Origin of the sequence: Pseudomonas sp. CBZ-4, assembly GCF_000346755.1 — a bacterium.
In the GTDB taxonomy this organism is placed as follows: Bacteria; Pseudomonadota; Gammaproteobacteria; order Pseudomonadales; family Pseudomonadaceae; genus Aquipseudomonas.
In genome coordinates this window covers 16,438-33,431 of sequence record NZ_ANNV01000118.1, presented here as the reverse complement: position 1 = coordinate 33,431, position 16,994 = coordinate 16,438, and the positions used below count along the sequence as shown (strand labels likewise).

14 protein-coding genes are annotated in these 16,994 nt (G+C 61.4%); 6 read left to right on the top strand and 8 right to left on the bottom strand.

The window, feature by feature from the left end; all coding sequences use genetic code 11:
- Window positions 1-60 precede the first annotated feature (60 nt).
- Window positions 61-2,352 carry a beta-glucosidase BglX gene (gene bglX / locus B348_RS0116140; protein WP_017737111.1) on the bottom strand — a complete coding sequence of 764 codons (2,292 nt, stop codon included), beginning with the start codon at window positions 2,350-2,352 and terminating at the stop codon, window positions 61-63.
- A 225-nt stretch (window positions 2,353-2,577) separates the two neighbouring features.
- Here bglX and B348_RS0116135 point away from each other — a divergent pair, with 225 nt between their 5' ends.
- The 4 genes from B348_RS0116135 to B348_RS0116120 all read left to right on the top strand — a co-directional run bounded on the left by B348_RS0116135 (window position 2,578) and on the right by B348_RS0116120 (window position 6,035).
- Window positions 2,578-3,189, top strand: a complete 612-nt coding sequence (locus B348_RS0116135) for a LemA family protein (RefSeq protein ID WP_017737110.1) — start codon at window positions 2,578-2,580, stop codon at window positions 3,187-3,189.
- Window positions 3,190-3,207: 18 nt separating this feature from the next.
- Window positions 3,208-3,933: a YgcG family protein gene (locus tag B348_RS0116130; RefSeq protein ID WP_017737109.1), complete on the top strand. Its 726-nt coding sequence runs from the start codon at window positions 3,208-3,210 to the stop codon at window positions 3,931-3,933.
- A gap of 31 nt (window positions 3,934-3,964) precedes the next feature.
- Window positions 3,965-4,582 carry a TPM domain-containing protein gene (locus tag B348_RS0116125; protein ID WP_017737108.1) on the top strand — a complete coding sequence of 206 codons (618 nt, stop codon included), beginning with the start codon at window positions 3,965-3,967 and terminating at the stop codon, window positions 4,580-4,582.
- A 244-nt stretch (window positions 4,583-4,826) separates the two neighbouring features.
- Window positions 4,827-6,035 (top strand): SAM-dependent methyltransferase, encoded by a 1,209-nt coding sequence (locus tag B348_RS0116120; protein ID WP_017737107.1) that lies wholly within the window; start codon window positions 4,827-4,829, stop codon window positions 6,033-6,035.
- A 116-nt stretch (window positions 6,036-6,151) separates the two neighbouring features.
- Here B348_RS0116120 and B348_RS0116115 read toward each other — a convergent pair whose 3' ends face one another.
- The 6 genes from B348_RS0116115 to B348_RS0116090 form a co-directional block, all read right to left on the bottom strand.
- On the bottom strand, window positions 6,152-7,045 hold the full coding sequence (locus tag B348_RS0116115) for a DMT family transporter (protein WP_017737106.1): 894 nt from the start codon (window positions 7,043-7,045) through the stop codon (window positions 6,152-6,154).
- A gap of 104 nt (window positions 7,046-7,149) precedes the next feature.
- Window positions 7,150-9,720, bottom strand: a complete 2,571-nt coding sequence (locus B348_RS0116110) for a TonB-dependent receptor (RefSeq protein WP_026136820.1) — start codon at window positions 9,718-9,720, stop codon at window positions 7,150-7,152.
- A 118-nt stretch (window positions 9,721-9,838) separates the two neighbouring features.
- Complete coding sequence (locus B348_RS0116105; protein ID WP_017737104.1) at window positions 9,839-10,798, bottom strand: FecR domain-containing protein; 960 nt, start codon at window positions 10,796-10,798, stop codon at window positions 9,839-9,841.
- The gene (locus B348_RS0116100) at window positions 10,795-11,334 is read right to left on the bottom strand and encodes an RNA polymerase sigma factor (protein ID WP_017737103.1); all 540 of its coding nucleotides are present in this window, start codon (window positions 11,332-11,334) and stop codon (window positions 10,795-10,797) included. Before B348_RS0116100 ends, B348_RS0116105 begins: the two co-directional genes overlap by 4 nt.
- 230 nt (window positions 11,335-11,564) lie before the next feature.
- The gene (locus tag B348_RS0116095) at window positions 11,565-12,437 is read right to left on the bottom strand and encodes a dihydrodipicolinate synthase family protein (RefSeq protein ID WP_017737102.1); all 873 of its coding nucleotides are present in this window, start codon (window positions 12,435-12,437) and stop codon (window positions 11,565-11,567) included.
- Window positions 12,438-12,464: 27 nt separating this feature from the next.
- Window positions 12,465-13,247, bottom strand: coding sequence for an aldolase (locus B348_RS0116090; RefSeq protein WP_017737101.1), 783 nt, complete (start codon window positions 13,245-13,247; stop codon window positions 12,465-12,467).
- A 160-nt stretch (window positions 13,248-13,407) separates the two neighbouring features.
- Between B348_RS0116090 and B348_RS0116085 the strand changes: the two genes are divergently transcribed.
- Window positions 13,408-13,935, top strand: coding sequence for a helix-turn-helix domain-containing protein (locus B348_RS0116085; RefSeq protein ID WP_017737100.1), 528 nt, complete (start codon window positions 13,408-13,410; stop codon window positions 13,933-13,935).
- A gap of 133 nt (window positions 13,936-14,068) precedes the next feature.
- Here B348_RS0116085 and B348_RS0116080 read toward each other — a convergent pair whose 3' ends face one another.
- Window positions 14,069-15,091 carry a transporter gene (locus tag B348_RS0116080; RefSeq protein ID WP_017737099.1) on the bottom strand — a complete coding sequence of 341 codons (1,023 nt, stop codon included), beginning with the start codon at window positions 15,089-15,091 and terminating at the stop codon, window positions 14,069-14,071.
- 262 nt (window positions 15,092-15,353) lie between these two features.
- Here B348_RS0116080 and B348_RS0116075 point away from each other — a divergent pair, with 262 nt between their 5' ends.
- Entirely contained in the window at window positions 15,354-16,982 is a 1,629-nt protein-coding gene (locus B348_RS0116075; protein ID WP_017737098.1) for a methyl-accepting chemotaxis protein, read from the top strand.
- The last annotated feature ends 12 nt before the right edge of the window (window positions 16,983-16,994 follow it).

Here is a 16,994-nt window from a genome sequence, read left to right as displayed (position 1 = left end):
GCAGGCAAGCCAGCTCCCACACAAGCCAGCTCCCACACTGACTGCATTTACAGCTTTAAATCAGAGCAGCTCAAAGGTCTGCTGCTGCACATCCTGGGAATCCAACCCGATCTGCACATTGAACTCACCCGGTTCCGCCGCGAACTTGAGCTGGGTGTTGTAGAACTTCAAGTCTTCCTCGGTGATGGTGAAGTGCAACGTGCGCTCTTCGCCCGCCTTGAGCATGACCTTCTGGAAGTTCTTCAGCTCCTTGATCGGGCGGATCATCGAGCCGGCCACGTCCTGGATATACAACTGCACCACGGTTTCGCCATCGACCTTGCCGGTGTTTTTCAGGGTAACGCTGGCGTCGAGCTTGCCGGTCTTGTTCAAGGTGGTGGACGACAACGCCATGTCCGACAGGCTGAACGTGGTGTAGCTCAGGCCATAACCAAACGGGAACAAGGGCCCTGTGGTGTCATCGAAGTACTGCGAGGTGTAGTTGCCCGGCTTGCCCGGGGTGAACGGGCGGCCAATGGTCAGGTGGTTGTAATAGGTCGGAATCTGCCCCACCGAACGTGGGAAGGTGATCGGCAGCTTGCCGGACGGGTTGTAGTCGCCAAACAGTACGTCGGCGATGGCGTTGCCGCCTTCGGTGCCGGCGAACCAGGTTTCCAGGATCGCGTCGGCCTGTTGGTTCTCTTCGAGGATCGACAGCGGGCGGCCGTTCATCAGCACCAGCACCAACGGCTTGCCGGTGGCTTTCAGGGCCTTGATCAGGTCGCGCTGGCTCTGCGGGATGTTCAGGTCGGTGCGGCTGGAGGATTCGTGGGACATGCCACGGGACTCGCCCACAGCCGCGACAATCACGTCGGCACTCTTGGCGGCTTTCACCGCTTCGTCGATCAACACCTGCGGCGCGCGTTTGTCATCCACCACTTCCGGGGCATCGAAGTTGAGGAAGTTGAGGTAATCGACCACGGCCTTGTCGTTGGTGATGTTGGCGCCACGGGCGTAGATCACTTTGCCTTTTTCACCGATCACCGCGTTCAAGCCGTCCAGCAGGGTGACCGATTGCGCAGGGCGACCGGCGGCGGCCCAGCTGCCCATCATGTCGATCGGGGCCTTGGCCAACGGGCCGACCAGGGCGATGGTCGCGGACTTTTTCAGCGGCAGCGTTTCATTCTGGTTTTTCAGCAACACCAGGCTGCGGCGCGCGACGTCGCGGGCTTCGGCGCGGTGCAGGCGGCTGTCGGCGTAGGTGTCGGCCGGGTCATCCTCGGCCTTGCCGATGCGCAGGTACGGGTCCTTGAACAGGCCCATGTCGTACTTGGCGCCGAGCACTTCGCGCACGGCGTTGTCGATGTCGCTCTGTTCGATCTCGCCCGACTTGAGCAGCCCCGGCAATTCCTTGCCGTACAGCGAGTCGTTCATGCTCATGTCGATGCCGGCCTTGATCGCCAGTTTCGCGGCTTCACGCCCGTCCTTGGCCACGCCGTGCTTGATCAGCTCGAAAATCGCGCCGTGGTCGCTGACGGTCAGGCCCTTGAAGCCCCAGTCGCGACGCAGCAGGTCGTTCATCAGCCAGGTGTTGGCGGTGGCGGGCACGCCGTTGATCGAGTTCAGCGCCACCATCACGCCGCCGGAGCCGGCCTTGATCGCCGCGTGGTACGGCGGCAGGTAGTCCTGGTACATCTTCACCGGGCTCATATCGACGACGTTGTAGTCGCGGCCGCCTTCCACCGCGCCATACAGGGCGAAGTGCTTGACGCTGGCCATGAGGCTGTCGGCATTCGCCGGGCTGGTGCCCTGGAACGCCTTGACCATCACTTCGGCAATGCGCGAGACCAGGTAGGTGTCTTCGCCGAAGCCTTCGGAGGTGCGACCCCAGCGAGCATCGCGGGAGATATCCACCATCGGTGCAAAGGTGATGTCGAGGCTGTCGGCCGCAGCTTCCTGGGCGGCGATGCGCCCGGAGCGGTGGATCGCGTCCATGTCCCAGCTGGAGGCCAGGGCCAGGCTGATCGGGAAAATCGTGCGGTGGCCGTGGATCACGTCGTAGGCGAAGAACATCGGGATCTTCAAGCGGCTGCGCATGGCCGCGTCCTGCATCGGGCGGTTTTCCGGGCGGGTGATCGAGTTGAACGTGCCACCGATGCGGCCGGCGGCGATTTCCTGGCGGATCAGCTCGCGGGGCATTTCCGGGCCGATGCTGATCAGGCGCAATTGGCCGATCTTTTCATCGAGGGTCATCTGCTTGAGCAGGTCGCTGACAAACGCGTCCTTGTCTTTAAGCGCAGCAGGCTTTGTTTCTGCCCATACGGGGTGACTGGCCAGAGTGGCAACAAGGCCGAGCAAACACAGCTTTTTCATGAATATCCTTTTTCGGCACACTGCCCAGCGAAAACGCGCTGTTCTGCCAAAATGTGGGGGACGTATGTTGTTGTTCGAGTGTTATACCGACAAATGCCGCACACTTCGGAACTCTTATTAGCGGTGGGCATCTTTTTAGCTGATTGATTCGATGCAATCCAGTCGTGGTAGCGGATTATGCCTCACGGCTGCCCAATTCCATCAAGGTTCGCCAGGAGAAACACCATGCAAGCAGCACAAGGTTACCGCTGGGGCTTGAAAGCCGCGGCTTTGCTACTGATCAGCAGCGTGCTGAGCGGTTGCGGCATCAACAACATCCCGACCCTCGACGAACAGGCCAAAGCTGCCTGGGGCCAGGTGCAGAACCAGTACCAGCGCCGCGCCGACCTGATCCCCAACCTGGTGGAAGTGGTCAAGGGTTACGCCGCCCATGAGCAAGACACCCTCACCGCCGTGATCGAAGCGCGGGCCAAGGCCACCTCGATCCAGGTGGATGCCAGCACCCTCGACAACCCGGAAAAACTCAAGCAGTTCCAGCAAGCCCAGGACGGCTTGAGCGGTGCCCTCAGCCGTTTGATGGTGGTGTCCGAACGCTACCCGGACCTCAAGGCCAACCAGAACTTCCTGGCCCTGCAATCCCAACTTGAAGGCACCGAAAACCGCATCGCCGTGGCGCGCCGCGACTTTATCCAGGCGGTGCAGGCCTACAACACCGAGATCCGTACCTTCCCTGGCCGCCTGTGGCACAGCGTGATGTACAGCGACTTGCCGATCCGCGCCACGTTTGAAGCCACCAGCGCCGATGCCGATAAAGCACCGCAAGTGAAGTTCAAATAACGCTGCATTGAGGTGTCGATGCGTTTATTAAGGATAGGCCTGGCGCTGTGGCTGTTGGCCTGCGTGGGCGTGGCCCAGGCGGCGCTGACGTTCCCGGCGCTGAGCGGGCGGGTGGTGGACACCGCCCAGATGATCGACCCGGCGACGCGCGAGCAACTGACCCAGCAATTGCAGGCGCTGGAGCAGACCTCGGGCGACCAGATCGTGGTGGTCACCGTGCCCGACCTGCAGGGCGTGCCGATTGAAGACTTCGGTTACCAATTGGGCCGCCACTGGGGCATCGGTCAGAAGGGCAAGGACAATGGCGCGCTGTTGATCGTCGCCCGTGATGAGCGCAAATTGCGCATCGAAGTCGGCTATGGCCTGGAAGGCGTGCTCACCGATGCGCAGTCGTGGGTGATCATCAACCAGGTGATCGCGCCCAAGTTCAAGGCCGGCAACTACAGCCAGGGCATCAGCGACGGCGTGGCGGCGATGGTGCAGGTGGTGGGCGGTGAACCGCTGGCGGTGCCGGCGCATGTGGCGGATGCCAACTTTGCCAAGGATAATCCGGGGTTTTCCATTGGCCTGTTTATCCTGCTGATCGGCGTGTTGTGGCTGTGCAATCGCCTGGGCCTGCCGGTGGGCGCGATCCTGCTGGCGATCCTCAGCAGCAGTGGTCGCGGTGGTGGTGGCGGCGGCGGCGGTGGTTTCCGCGGCGGCGGTGGCGGCTTCGGCGGCGGCGGGGCATCGGGTGGCTGGTAATGACAATAACTAGAAAAGAGCATCTACAACCATGGCATTACTGACTGAACACGAGCAGCGCCAAGTGGCCGAAGCGATTGCCCGCGTCGAGAAAACCACCGACGCCGAACTGGTGACTGTGCTGGCCGCCCGCGCCGATGACTACGCCTACATTCCTTTGCTGTGGGCCAGCCTCATCGCGTTGGTAGTGCCAGGTGTGGTGCATTACCTGTCGGGCTACCTGACCATGTACACCTTGCTGCTGGCGCAATGGGCGACGTTCATCGTGTTGTGCCTGGTGTTTCGTCTGCCCAAGGTCACTACCCGTTTGATCCCGCGTTCGGTGCGCCACTGGCGTGCGTCCAACCTGGCGCGGCGGCAGTTCCTGGAGCAGAACCTGCATCACACGCTGGGCAGCACCGGGGTGCTGATCTTTGTCAGCGAGGCGGAGCGCTATGTGGAGATCCTGGTGGATGACGGGATTTCCAAGCGCCTGGATGACGGCAGTTGGGATGCCATCGTGCAGGCGTTTACCCAGCAGGTGAAGCAGGGGCAGACGCTGGCCGGGTTTATCGACTGCATCGAGGCGTGTGGCGAGTTGTTGAAGGTGCATGTGCCGGTGACGCAGACGCGTAACGAGCTGCCGAATCGCCTGGTCGTCCTCAAATAATCCAGGCGACACGGTTCTCCATGTGGGCACGGTTTCATGTGGGAGCTGGCTTGCCTGCGATAGCATCACCTCGGTACATCTGACTCACCGAGGCGTCTGCATCGCAGGCAAGCCAGCTCCCACACCAGCCTGTTTTCACATTTGGTTTGTGGCGCTTCATCGACCGTTAGTCAAATAAGCCCGTGCCCTCCAGCCCCATCCCCCCTAAAATGCCCGGCATTCCCTGCCCGAGGCGTTTTTGTTCATGTCCGTCACCGCTCAACCCGTCAGCGACCACCACGCCCAGTTCATCGAACTGCTGGGCACCAGCCTCGCGCAGAACGCCTTTATCAAGCTGGTGCTGGCCAAATACGTCGGTGACGAAGCCGAGTTGCAACGGCTGATCATCAAGGCGGTGACGGTCAAGGAACAGCCATGCCTGTCCTTCGTCTATCGCTATAAAACCCGCGACATCACCAAGAACTTCCCCGTGGCCGAGGGCGTGGCGACGATTGCCGCGCTGCTGCCGGCGCAGTTCAAGAACGCGCACCTGCTGGCGCTGACTGACGAAGCCCAGCTGGAATACAGCAAGAAGAACAAAAGCTCGCTGTTCAAGAGCAAGCCGCAGCAACTGCGCGAGGCGCCGAGCGCCGAGCACAACCGTGAGAAAAATCGCTTCCTCGACCTCAGCCGGCCATTCCTCGCCGACCTCGGCGTGACCGACGCCAAGCAGGCGCTGATCCCGTCGATGTCGCGCAAGTGGAAGCAGATCAACAAGTTCATCGAAGTGTTCAGCCATGCGCTGACCACCTCACCGCTCAAGCTGGACCAGCCGGTGCGCGTGGCGGATTTCGGTTCGGGCAAGGGTTACCTGACGTTCGCCATCCACGATTACCTGCGCAACACCCTCAAGGCCGAGGGCGAAGTGACGGGCGTCGAGCTGCGTGAAGACATGGTGACCCTGTGCAACACCGCCGCCGCGCGCCTGGAGCATCCGGGGCTGGTGTTCAAGTGCGGCGACGTGCGCAGCGTGGCGCCCAGCGAACTGGACGTGATGATCGCCCTGCATGCCTGCGACATTGCCACCGACTATGCGATCCACACCGGCATCCGCTCCGGCGCGTCGATCATCATGTGCTCGCCGTGCTGCCACAAACAGATCCGCCTGCAGATCCAGAGCCCGGCGCTGTTGAAGCCGATGCTGCAATACGGTTTGCACCTGGGCCAGCAGGCCGAGATGGTCACCGACAGTTTGCGTGCGCTGTTTCTGGAAGCCTGTGGTTATGAGACCAAGGTGTTCGAGTTCATCTCGTTGGACCACACCAACAAGAACAAGATGATCCTCGCGGTGAAGCGTGCGGAACCGGTGGATAATGCGCAGTTGCTGGAGAAAATCCAGGAACTGAAGGCGTTCTACCACATCACCGAACACTGCCTGGAAACTCTGCTGCGGGCGGATGGCTACCTGAACTGACACAAAACCTTGTGGGAGCGGGCTTGCCCGCGATTGCAGTGGATCAGCACCTGATTCATCAACTGACAGACTGCTATCGCGGGCAAGCCCGCTCCCACACTAATCTCCTTCCACTGTCAGACCGCGCTAGGCTTGGGCGCAGGCTGCACCGAGGTCTTGCGCCCCAGCATCACCGTCACAATCACCCCACACGCAAACACCCAGGTAATCGGCTCGATCTGTTCACCAAAGAACAACGCCGAAAACGCGATGGTAAAGAAGATCTGCAACAACTGAATCTGGCTCACCCGCGCGATCCCGCCCATGGCCAGCCCGGCATACCAGGCAAAGAACCCGAGGAACTGCGAGAACAGCGACACATAACCGAAGGCCCACCAGGCCCGCGTGGAAATCGCCCCTTGATGCTGCGCCGCCAGGTACCACACCGGGCCGATCAACACCGGCGTCGACAGCACCAGCGCCCAGCAGATCACCTGCCAGCCGCCCATCTCCTTGGCCAGTCGGCCACCTTCGGCATAACCCAGGCCGCCCACCGCGATGGCGCCGAGCATCAGTAAATCGCCCGCCTGAATACTGCCCGCACCGGTGATCAACGCATAACTCAACACCAAGCCACTGCCCAGCGCCGCGCAGGCCCAGAAGGCCTTGGACGGCCGCTCGTGGGACAGCCACGCCGCATACAGCGCCACGCACAGCGGTTGCAGGCCGTTGACCAGCGCGCCATGGGACGCCGGCAGGGTTTGCATGGCCCACGCCGACAGCACCGGGAAACCTAAGATCACCCCGGCAATCACCAGGCACAGGCCGCGCACCTGGCGCCAGGTCGGCCATTGCTCGCGGCGCCACAGCAACAGCGCCGCCGCCGGGACCGCCGCGAACAGCGCGCGGCCGAGGCCGTTGAGCAGCGGGTGGATTTCCTGCACCACGATGCGGGTGAAGGGCAGGGTCAGGCTGAAGATGATGACGCCCAGCAGGCCGAGGGCCATGCCGGTGTTTTCGCGCGAGCTCATGGAAGGCAACCAGAATCTAGAGGGCTTCAAGGGAAGCCCATCTAGCCACACCCCCCGCCAATCAAGGGCCTACAGCTGGGTGCGGATTTATCCGTACAGTTTTTTCAGAAGAAGCGCGTGATGCTGATCTTGGCGTTGCGGCCTTGGCTGTAGACACCTTCACCGCTGAGTGCCGGTTGGTAGAAGCGGTTGAACAGGTTGTCGACGGTGAAGTTGATCTCGGTGCCCTTGAGACCGGCCTGCTGTGGTTTCCAATTGGCGAACAGGCCTTGTGTGTCGTAGCTGGCGTTCTCTGTCTGGTCGTAGATGAAGTCGCCGATGGTGGAGTTCAAACCGCCCGCGTAGACATCGGTGGGCACGCGATCGGTCTTGCGTACGAACTGGCCCTGCCAGCCCACCTGCGCGTCCCAGCTCGGGATCTTGGTACCCAGCACCACCACCCATTTGGCCGGTGGGATATCCCGCGCCCACACGTGCAGGTCTGTCGCCCAGGGGTTGGTGTAGGGGTTGTCGCGCTTGCCTGTGGCCCAGGAATACGTCAGGGAACCGAACAGGTAGGTCGAGTCGTAGTAGCTTTCCAGCTCGACGCCCTTGATGGTCATGCCACCCACATTGCGATAGTTGGTCCTGGCTGCCGCGTCACTGCATACCGAATCGATACTGCCCGACACGGTCAACTGTCGTTCGCAGCCGACGCCGGTGGCTTTCATGATTTCGTCTTCAATACGGTTGTGGAACAGCGTGGTGCGCAGTTGCAGGTTGTCCTCGCGGGTGAATAGCCCCGAGAAGTTGGTGACGTTACCCGCGGTAATCGCCGTAATGCGCTCCGGGTCGAGGTTCAGGCTGGTGGCGCTGCGGGTGCTGAGGCCGCCCTGGACTTCGTACTGTTCATCGATCACCGGCGCACGCCAGGTGCGGTTCCAACTGGCGAAGAAGGCCACATCCGGGGTCACGTTCCAGAACGCGGCGAGGCGTGGTGACCAACCGGTGTAGGTGCGGTCGCTGTAGTCGTGGCCCACTTTCGGGTCAGGGCTGCTGTAGTACGGCGCATCGTTGGCTTCGCCGCGGTTGCGCACGTGGTCGTAACGCAGGGATGGCGTGAGGGTCACGTCGCCCAGGGTAATCGCGTCCTGGATGTAGAACGCGTTGCTATCGACCTTGCCGTGGGGCATGAAGTACGGCTGGAAATGCCCATAGTTGTATTTGGCGGTGTTGTAGGTGGCGCCCGGCATCCAGCTCTCGGTTTCGCGCTTGTGCTTGCGGATCTGCACGCCCGTGGTCACCGCGTGCTCCAGCGGACCTGTGGTCAGCAGGCTGGTATTGCGCAGTTCGAGGATGCGGTCTTTGTAGGACGTATCCATCTTGCGTCCACCGGTAGCCAGGCTAATGACGGCATTCTCGGCGCGCTCATCGGTCTGGTCGGTATTGGACTCCGAGTAGCTCAGCTTCAGGTCGATCAGCGGGTTGTTCAGTGGGTGGTACTCGTACTTGCTCGACCAGGTGGTGTCCACTGTGTCGCGGTCGGCCAGGAAACGAGACACCGCCGTGGCGTAGCCATAACGGTCGATGGCAGGTTGTTTCGGGGGTGATGGGTAGGACTTGGCCGAGAACGGCGTCATACGTTGGCTTTGGGCGCGAGAGTAAGACAGGCCCATGCTGTGTTCATCGGTGAAATACGCGTTGAACTTGAACAGCTGGCCTTCGACATCCTGCGCGCTGTTGGGCAAGCGCTTGGGGTTGATCGGGTATTCATTACGCGGATCGGGCGGCGTGCCGGCGAGCTTGAGGTCGTCGCCGTCGCGCTTGGTCAGGTAGGCCAGGCCGTCCATGCGGCCGTCGTCGGTGCGGCCATACACGGCGCCGGTGTAGACCTGCTCGTGGTTGTTGCTGGCGTAGCCGTATTTGACCATCGCCCCGGCATTTTGCCCGTCCTTGAGCAGGTCGGGTGCGTCCTTGGTGATCATGTTGACCGTGCCGCCAAAACCGCCGTTACCGGTAAATGGCGAGTAAGGGCCTTTTTCCACCTCAATGCTTTTGATCAGTTCGGGTTCAATGAAGATCGTGCCTTGTTGATAACGCTCGAAACCGCTTTTGGCCGCGCCATCCACGGTCATCGGCACATCCTCGGCATCGCCCATGCCGCGGATGTTCATGGTCTGGCCGCCCGGCTTGGGCGAGCCGCCCATGGATACGCCGGGCAGGGTCTGCAACAGTGAAGGAATGTTATCGGGCTGGTAGCGGTCGATATCCGCCTGGCTCAGCGTGGAGCGGCCCACGGTGCTGGAGTCGACCTGGCTACCGGTGCCGATCACGCTCAGGGCATCCAGTTGAACAACGCCACTGTTGGTGGTCTTGCCCTCATCGGGGCGCACGACGTAGGTGCTGCCGACCTTGATCAGGGTGAACTCGCCGTTTTTCAGCAGGGTACGAATCGCCACTTCCGGCGTGAAGTCGCCGTTGAGTGCTGGCGCCTGCACGTTCTTGAGCAGTTCTTCATCGAACAGCAGCTGGATTTTCGCTTGCTGCGCCACCTGGCTCAGGGACGTGGCCAGCGACTGCGCAGGCAGTTGCAGCGTGAGCGATTCGGCCTGGGCACTGAGGCTCAATACCAGGCAGCTAGCGATGAGTGTCGGTCGAAGAAACAGGTGCGAAGCGTGGCAAGGCGCGCGAAACATGGAATCCCCCGGTGCGGCTAAATAGCCAAAAAGGTGTGCGTATCAAACACAGACCGGGGGAAGACGGGGCTGGTCAACAAATCCACACCTGCGAATGCAAAATATTCTCAAATAAGCCTTACTGGCTCGATTCAATCCTGACCACGCCATCAGCCAACGCCACGGTTTTCACTGGCAGCAGGGCGGGCAGGGCGTTGAGCAGGGCGTCGGGGTCATTCACGTCAAGATTGCCCGACACCTTCAACTGCGCCACGGCCTGGCTGACTTGCAGCGGTGCCTGCGGGCGGTACAGGCTCAACTCGTCGATCAGGCTGGCCAGTTCGCGATTGCGAAACGACAAGTGCCCGCTGCGCCAGTCGGCCACCTCTTGGCCGTTGAGGGTTTGCTGTTGCAGCGTGCCCTTGGCGTAGCTGTAGGTGGCGCGTTGCTGGGCGCCGAGCAAGGTGACCGGGTTTTTCGCGTCCGGCGCGAACGCCACCTGGCCGTGGGCAACGCTGACCACCAGTTGCTGCTGGCTGCGGCGCACGTCAAAACCAGTGCCGACCACCCGCACATTCGCCTCACCGGCTTGTACGAACAGTGGCCGTTCCTTGTCGGGCGCCACCTCGATGTACAGCTGGCCTTTGTCCAGGTGCACGATGCGCTGGTGGGCGGTGAAGTCCACGCGCAGCTGGGTGTTGGCATTCACGTACAGGGTGCTGCCATCGGGCAGGTTGAGGGTGCGCATGCCTTTGGCGTGGGCGGCGACCTGGCTGTGATAGAGCGCGCGGGGCGCGCCAATGTGCGTGGCCAGCACGGCGCAGATCACCGCTGCGGCCACTGCCAGGGCCGGGCGCCACACCGACGGTTTGCGTTGGGGCAGCGCCACGGGTTTGTTCAGTTGCTGCAACTGGGCGAGGTCCGCCCACAGCTGCTCGAATTCGGCATAGGCGCGGGCATGGGCCGGCTCGGTCTGCCAGGCGGCAAAGGCCTTGCGGTCGGCGCGATCAGTGTCGGCGTGGTTGCGTGCAAACCAGCTGGCGGCTTGGGCGTCGATGGAGTCGCTGTCCTCGATGTCGATGTCGCTCAGGCGGTTCATTCTGGCTGCTCCGTGCCGGGTTCGTGTTGAAGGCGTCGCTTGCAATGCAGCAGGGCCAAGGCGATGTGCTTTTCCACCATGCTGGTGGAAATGCCCATGCGTTCGGCGATCTGCGCCTGGCTCAGGCCTTCGAAGCGGTGCAGCATAAGGGCTTCTCGGCGGCGGGGCGAGAGTTCGGCGAGGACTTCTTTCAACTGTCCCAGGCGTTGCAAGCGTTGCGCGGCGGCCATGGGCTCGTTTTGCTCGTCGGTGACAGGCTCCGCGTCCCTTTCGGCCTGATCCTGGTGGACGGTCTGCCGTACCTTCTGTTTACGCCAGTGATCGCGCAGCAGGTTGCGCGCCATCTGGAACAGAAACGCCCGTGGCTGCTCGACCTTGGCGCGGTCGCGGTAGTCCAGCCATTGGGTGAAGACATCCTGGGTCATGTCCGCCGCGTCGCTGGCGTTGTCCGTGCGTTTGCGCAGGAAATACAGGATATCTGTATAAAAACCGCGAAAGGCATCGGCCGCCAACGGGTCGGGCTTGGGACGAGACATGGATATCCTTCTTGACGAAGCACGACGGAGGAAAGTCGCGAATGGTATCGAGAACCATTGCTATTTGTCTCTATATAACGGATGTACGCGATTAAAAATGTGGGAGAAGGGCAATGTGGGAGCCGGGCTTGCCCGCGATTGCATCACCTCGGTTTCACGGATGAACCGCGGTGTCTGCATCGCAGGCAAGCCAGCTCCCACACAAGCCTGCTCCCACAAGGGCTGCGGTGTTAGCGCAGGAATGTTTTCAGCTGTTCGATCGCCGCTTCACCCAGCGGGAATACCGGAAGTCGCGGATCGCCTGCCTCCAGCCCGGTCAAGCGCAACCCGGCCTTGATCGTCGCGGGCAAACCACCCTTGAGAATGAACTCCAGCAACGGCAACTGGCGATAGAACAGCGCGCGTGCCGTTGTCAGGTCATTGGCCAGTACGGCGTCATACAAATCCAGGTTGAGCTGTGGGATCAGGTTCGGCGCCGCCGTGCACCAACCCTTGGCACCGGCCGCGAACGCTTCCAGCGCCAGCGGGTTGCAGCCGTTGTAGAACGGCACGTCACTCTGGCGATGCAACTGGTGCATGCGTTGGATATCGCCAGTGCTTTCCTTGACCATCGTCACGTTGGCGACCTGCTGGATGATGCGCAGGATCAGCGGCACCGACATGTCGGTGCCGCTGGTGGCCGGGTTGTTGTAGAGCATGATCGGCACGCCGATGCTGTCGCCAATCGCGGCGTAGTGGGCGAGGATTTCCGCCTCGCTAAGCTTCCAGTACGAGGCGGGCAGCACCATCACCACGTCGGCGCCATTGGCTTCGGCGTAGCGGGCGCGGCGCACGGCCTTGGCGGTGGTCAGGTCGGACACGCTGACGATGGTGGGTACGCGCCGGGCGATTTTTGCCAGGCTATAGGCGCTCACTTCATCCCATTCGGCGTCGCTCAGGTAGGCGCCTTCGCCGGTGCTGCCCAAGGGCGCGATGGCATGCACGCCGCTGGCGATCAAGCGGTCGATGGAGCGGCCGAGGGCGTCGAGGTCAATGCGTGAACCGTCGGCGCTGAACGGGGTGATGGTGTAGCCGATGATGCCGTGGATGGTTGGGCTGGACATGAGAGGTCTCCGCTCGAAAAAGGGTAATCAGTTCAGGCAATCGGCGTGTTGGCGCAGGTTCTGCCGGGCGTAGTAATTGAACGCGGCGCCGTGGCGCTTGGGCCGGGAGATCCAGTCGTGGGCTTCACGACCCAGTTCCGGCAGGATCGGTTTGATGGTGCCCGCCGCCATCGCCAGCAACTGCAACTTCGCCGCACGTTCGATCAACTGCGCGATCACACAGGCTTCCTCGATGCTCGCCCCGGTGGACAGTTGGCCGTGGTGCGACAGCAGGATCGCGCGCTTGTCGCCCAGGGCCGCGGTGATGATTTCGCCTTCTTCATTACCCACCGGCACCCCCGGCCAGGCTTCCAGGAATGCACAGTCTTCGTACAGCGGGCAGAGGTCCATATGGGACACCTGCAACGGCACTTCCAGCATCGACAACGCCGCGATGTGCGTGGGGTGCGTATGGATGATGCAATTCACATCCGGCCGCCCACGGTACACCCACGAGTGAAAACGGTTGGCCGGGTTGGGGATGCCGTGGCCCTCCAGGACTTCAAGGTCCTCGTTGACCAGCAGCAGGTTGCTGGCGGTGATTTCGTCAAAACCCAGGCCCAGTTGCTGAGTGTAATAGGTGCCAGGCGTTGGCCCACGGGCGGTGATCTGCCCGGCCAGGCCGGAGTCGTGGCCGTTCTCGAACAGGATGCGGCACGTGAGCGCCAGCTTTTGCCGGTCGGTCCACGTATTATCCGCCAAGGTGTTTTGCATCTGGACCAGCGCTTGCTTGACCAGTTGGTCTTTGGGGAGTGCTAATGTCTTGGCCATATCGGTGTCCTTTGGGTAGTTCAATGGACGTCTGGTTTGCTGGTCTCCCGCTGCTCGCAAGGTCGTTGGGTGAACGCAAATGACACTAAAGATGCTATATGACACAAAGTGTCATTGGCAAGCGCAGCTTATCGTTTCCTGCATGGATTAACCGCAGCACATGTCTATCCGTTTGAAATTATTGAGAAAAAAACTTGGCGTGACCTTGGATGTGCTGGCCGAAAAGTCCGGCATGACCAAGAGTTACCTGTCCAAGGTTGAACGCGGACTCAATACGCCGTCGATTGCGGCCGCGCTGAAACTGGCCAAGGCGTTGAACGTGAAGGTCGAAGAGCTGTTCAGCGAAGACAGCGTCAGCCTCGACAGCTACAGCCTGGTGCGCAGCCATGAACGGCCCGACACCGCGCCGGGTTATGCGGTGCTGGCCCATCAGGTCAGTGAGCGCAGCCTGCTGCCGTTCATCATCTACCCACCGGCGGAGTTCACCGACAAGACCTTCAAGGAGCACCTGGGGGAGGAGTTTCTGTTTGTGCATGAAGGCCAGGTGGAAGTGGACTTTATGAACGAGCGGGTGATTCTGGAGCGCGGTGATGCGCTGCATTTCAATGCGCAGAAACCCCATCGGCTGAGGTCGGTGGGGCCGGTGCAGGCGCAGTTGCTGGTGGTGGTGCACAGCAAGGAAGAGTGATGCTGATTGCGCCTTGAAATGCAGTCCACTGTGGGAGCTGGCTTGCCTGCGATAGCATCACCCTGGTCTGCCTGATACACCGAGGTGTCTGCATCGCAGGCAAGCCAGCTCCCACAGAGGCCTGCTCCTACATTCAGTAGTCTTTGCGCTTTCTGAAGGCCCAACGCCCGGCAATCAAGGTAAACGTCGCCACCAACGCCACCAGAATCCAGAACCCCTCCGGGTCCGTGGACAGCGGCACGCCGCCCACGTTCATGCCAAAAAAACCGGCAATGATATTGATCGGCAACGCCAGCACCGTCACCACTGTGAGGGTAAACAGCGTGCGGTTGCTTTGCTCATTGAGGTTGGCGGCGATCTCTTCCTGCAACAGTTTGATCCGCTCGCCCAACGCCATCAGGTCGTTGATGATCAGCGCGAACTCCTCGGTGGATTTGCGCAACTCCTTCACGTCTTCCTTTTGCAGCCATTGCGGCGGGCGGTTGAGCAGGCGCAGCAGCGAACCCGGTTCCAGCGCGAGCAGGCGTTGCAGGCGCACCAGCACGCGGCGGGCGGCGCCCAGTTCGGCGCGGTTGGTGGACAGGCGTGAAGACAGCAACTGGTCTTCGATATGGTCGACGCTGATGCTGGTCTTGCGCACGATCTGGGTCAGCACTTCGCCCTGGTCGCGCAGTAAATGCACAAGCAATTCCAACGGCGATCGGAAGCGTTCACCAGCCTTCACCGACGAGCGCAGCTTATCCACCGAGTGCAGCGGTTGCAGGCGTGCGCTGACCAGCAAGCGGCTGCGGGCGCAGACCCACAGGGTGGAAATATCCGAGGACACCATGCTGCTGAAGTTGAACACCACGTCGTTGACCACCGCCAGCAAGGCCGAGTCCACGTGTTCGATACGGGTGGAGCGCGAGCCTTCGTGCAGTGCTTCGAAGAACTCTTCGGGCAATTCCAGGTGCGTCTGCATCCAGCGTTCGCACGCGGCGTGGGCCAGGTTCAGGTGCAGCCACAAGAACTCTTCCGGGTCGGCCGGTTGCTGCAAGGCCCGCAGGGCCGTGGCCGAATCAATCTGCTCGCCTTTTTCGCCGGGGCGAAAACGGAAACCGTAAAGCAAGCCAAACAGATCGGGATCCTGGTGGCTGTGGTCAATGCTGTGGTTCATGGCGGCTCGCAGACTAAGGGCCTGTAGGACGTTTCACAGGTTCGCGTAGGCGAATCATTGCAAGGGAGTTTGACAGTTTTGTGACAGTTTTCTAATTATTTCGCTGCTGTGACATTTATTTGACCATTTGTCAGGAAGCGTTCAAGAAGCGTCTGGCGCGGCCGATTCAAGCGGGTAGAACCGCTGTGGATGGGCGGTGCCTTAGATGACAGGGATGTTATGGCGTGCATGCACCAATTCCCTGTATCGAGGCTTTACCCCGATGAATGTTTTGCGAACCTCCTTGAGAGCACAAATCCTGTCGCTGCTCGGTGGCAGCCTGCTGGCGATGCTGTTGATCGCCCTGGCCTGTTTCAACTTCCTCTCCAACGGGGTGCAGAGTTATCGCAGTTTGATTGACGGGCCATTGCAGACCTCGCAGCTGATCGATGAGGCCAACCTGCAATTCAAGGTGCAAGTGCAGGAATGGAAAAACGTCCTGTTGCGTGGCAAGCAGCCCCAGGACATGGACAAATACTGGGGCCAGTTCCAGGACCGTCAGCGCGATGTGCAAGGCATCCTCACCCGCCTGGTCGCCCAGACCCGTGACGATGCCACCTTGAGCCGACGCATCGAAGCCTTGCGCGAGGAACACCAGCAACTTGGCGTGGCGTACCAGAAAGGTCGCGACGCCTATGTGGCCGCTGGCCGCGATGCGACCGCTGGCGACGCGGCCGTCAAAGGCGTGGACCGCGCCGCCAGTGATCAGATGAGCGCGCTGGTCAGCGACCTGCGTGAACAAGGGGCGAAACAATCCCTGGCCATCAGTGCCTACGCCGAGCGCACCGTGATCGTCGGTCTGGCGATCATGTTGCTGTCCGGTGTGTTGATCGGCCTGTTCAGCCTGTGGTTGATCAACCGCAACCTGATCCTGCCAATCCGCGGCTTGATCGACTACGTGACCCAACTGAGCCACGGCCGCTTTGCCGAGCGCGTGGCCAGCCGTCGCCAGGATGAACTCGGGCACCTGGCCGCCGCCGCCAACACCTTGCGCGACTTTCTCGCCGAAACCTTCAGCCGTTTGCAGCGCAGCGCCACCGATCTGGTCAGCGCCAGCGGCGAGTTGAATTCGATCGCCGGGCAGATGAGCGCCGGCACCCACGAGCAGTTCAACCGCACCGACCAGGTGGCCACGGCCATGACTGAAATGTCGGCCACGGCCCAGGAAGTCGCCCGCCACGCCGCCAGTGCTTCACGTGCCGCCGATGAAGCGGATCACTCGGCCCGCGAAGGCGGTGAAGTGATGAAAATCACCATCGCCACCATCGGCCAGATGCGCAACGAAATCCTCAACACTGGCACCATCATCCGCCAGCTGGAAACCGACAGCGTGCGCATCGGCAAGGTGCTGGAAGTGATCCGCGCGATTGCCGAGCAAACCAACCTGCTGGCACTGAACGCGGCGATTGAAGCGGCGCGCGCGGGTGAAGCGGGCCGTGGTTTTGCGGTGGTGGCCGATGAAGTGCGCTCGCTGGCGCAACGCACGGCGGCGTCGATCATCGAGATCAACCAGATTATCCACGCGGTGCAAACCGGCGCGGTGGATGCGGCCGAGGCGATTGTCAGCGGCCAGTCGTGCAGTGATGAGAGTGTCGAGAAGGTGACGCAGGCTGGTGCCATGCTCGCGCATATCACCGAGGCGGTGGAGGCGATTCGTGACATGAACCGTCAGATTGCCACGGCGGCGGAGGAGCAGACGTCGGTGGCAGAAGATATTTCGCGCAACATTACGCAGATCACCACGGTGGCTACGGCCAATATGGATAACGTGCAGCGTACGGAAGCGGCGAGTTTGAACTTGCGGGGCTTGTCGGGGGAGTTGAATGAGGTGACGGCGCGGTTGGGTGCTTGATCGAGTACAAAA

Excerpts from the sequence above, each read along its gene's own strand:
- bglX (WP_017737111.1), bottom strand. The coding sequence starts at position 2,352 with ATGAAAAAGCTGTGTTTGCTCGGCCTTGTTGCCACTCTGGCCAGTCAC.
- B348_RS0116135 (WP_017737110.1), top strand. The coding sequence starts at position 2,578 with ATGCAAGCAGCACAAGGTTACCGCTGGGGCTTGAAAGCCGCGGCTTTG.
- B348_RS0116130 (WP_017737109.1), top strand. The coding sequence starts at position 3,208 with ATGCGTTTATTAAGGATAGGCCTGGCGCTGTGGCTGTTGGCCTGCGTG.
- B348_RS0116125 (WP_017737108.1), top strand. The coding sequence starts at position 3,965 with ATGGCATTACTGACTGAACACGAGCAGCGCCAAGTGGCCGAAGCGATT.
- B348_RS0116120 (WP_017737107.1), top strand. The coding sequence starts at position 4,827 with ATGTCCGTCACCGCTCAACCCGTCAGCGACCACCACGCCCAGTTCATC.
- B348_RS0116115 (WP_017737106.1), bottom strand. The coding sequence starts at position 7,045 with ATGAGCTCGCGCGAAAACACCGGCATGGCCCTCGGCCTGCTGGGCGTC.
- B348_RS0116110 (WP_026136820.1), bottom strand. The coding sequence starts at position 9,720 with ATGTTTCGCGCGCCTTGCCACGCTTCGCACCTGTTTCTTCGACCGACA.
- B348_RS0116105 (WP_017737104.1), bottom strand. The coding sequence starts at position 10,798 with ATGAACCGCCTGAGCGACATCGACATCGAGGACAGCGACTCCATCGAC.
- B348_RS0116100 (WP_017737103.1), bottom strand. The coding sequence starts at position 11,334 with ATGTCTCGTCCCAAGCCCGACCCGTTGGCGGCCGATGCCTTTCGCGGT.
- B348_RS0116095 (WP_017737102.1), bottom strand. The coding sequence starts at position 12,437 with ATGTCCAGCCCAACCATCCACGGCATCATCGGCTACACCATCACCCCG.
- B348_RS0116090 (WP_017737101.1), bottom strand. The coding sequence starts at position 13,247 with ATGGCCAAGACATTAGCACTCCCCAAAGACCAACTGGTCAAGCAAGCG.
- B348_RS0116085 (WP_017737100.1), top strand. The coding sequence starts at position 13,408 with ATGTCTATCCGTTTGAAATTATTGAGAAAAAAACTTGGCGTGACCTTG.
- B348_RS0116080 (WP_017737099.1), bottom strand. The coding sequence starts at position 15,091 with ATGAACCACAGCATTGACCACAGCCACCAGGATCCCGATCTGTTTGGC.
- B348_RS0116075 (WP_017737098.1), top strand. The coding sequence starts at position 15,354 with ATGAATGTTTTGCGAACCTCCTTGAGAGCACAAATCCTGTCGCTGCTC.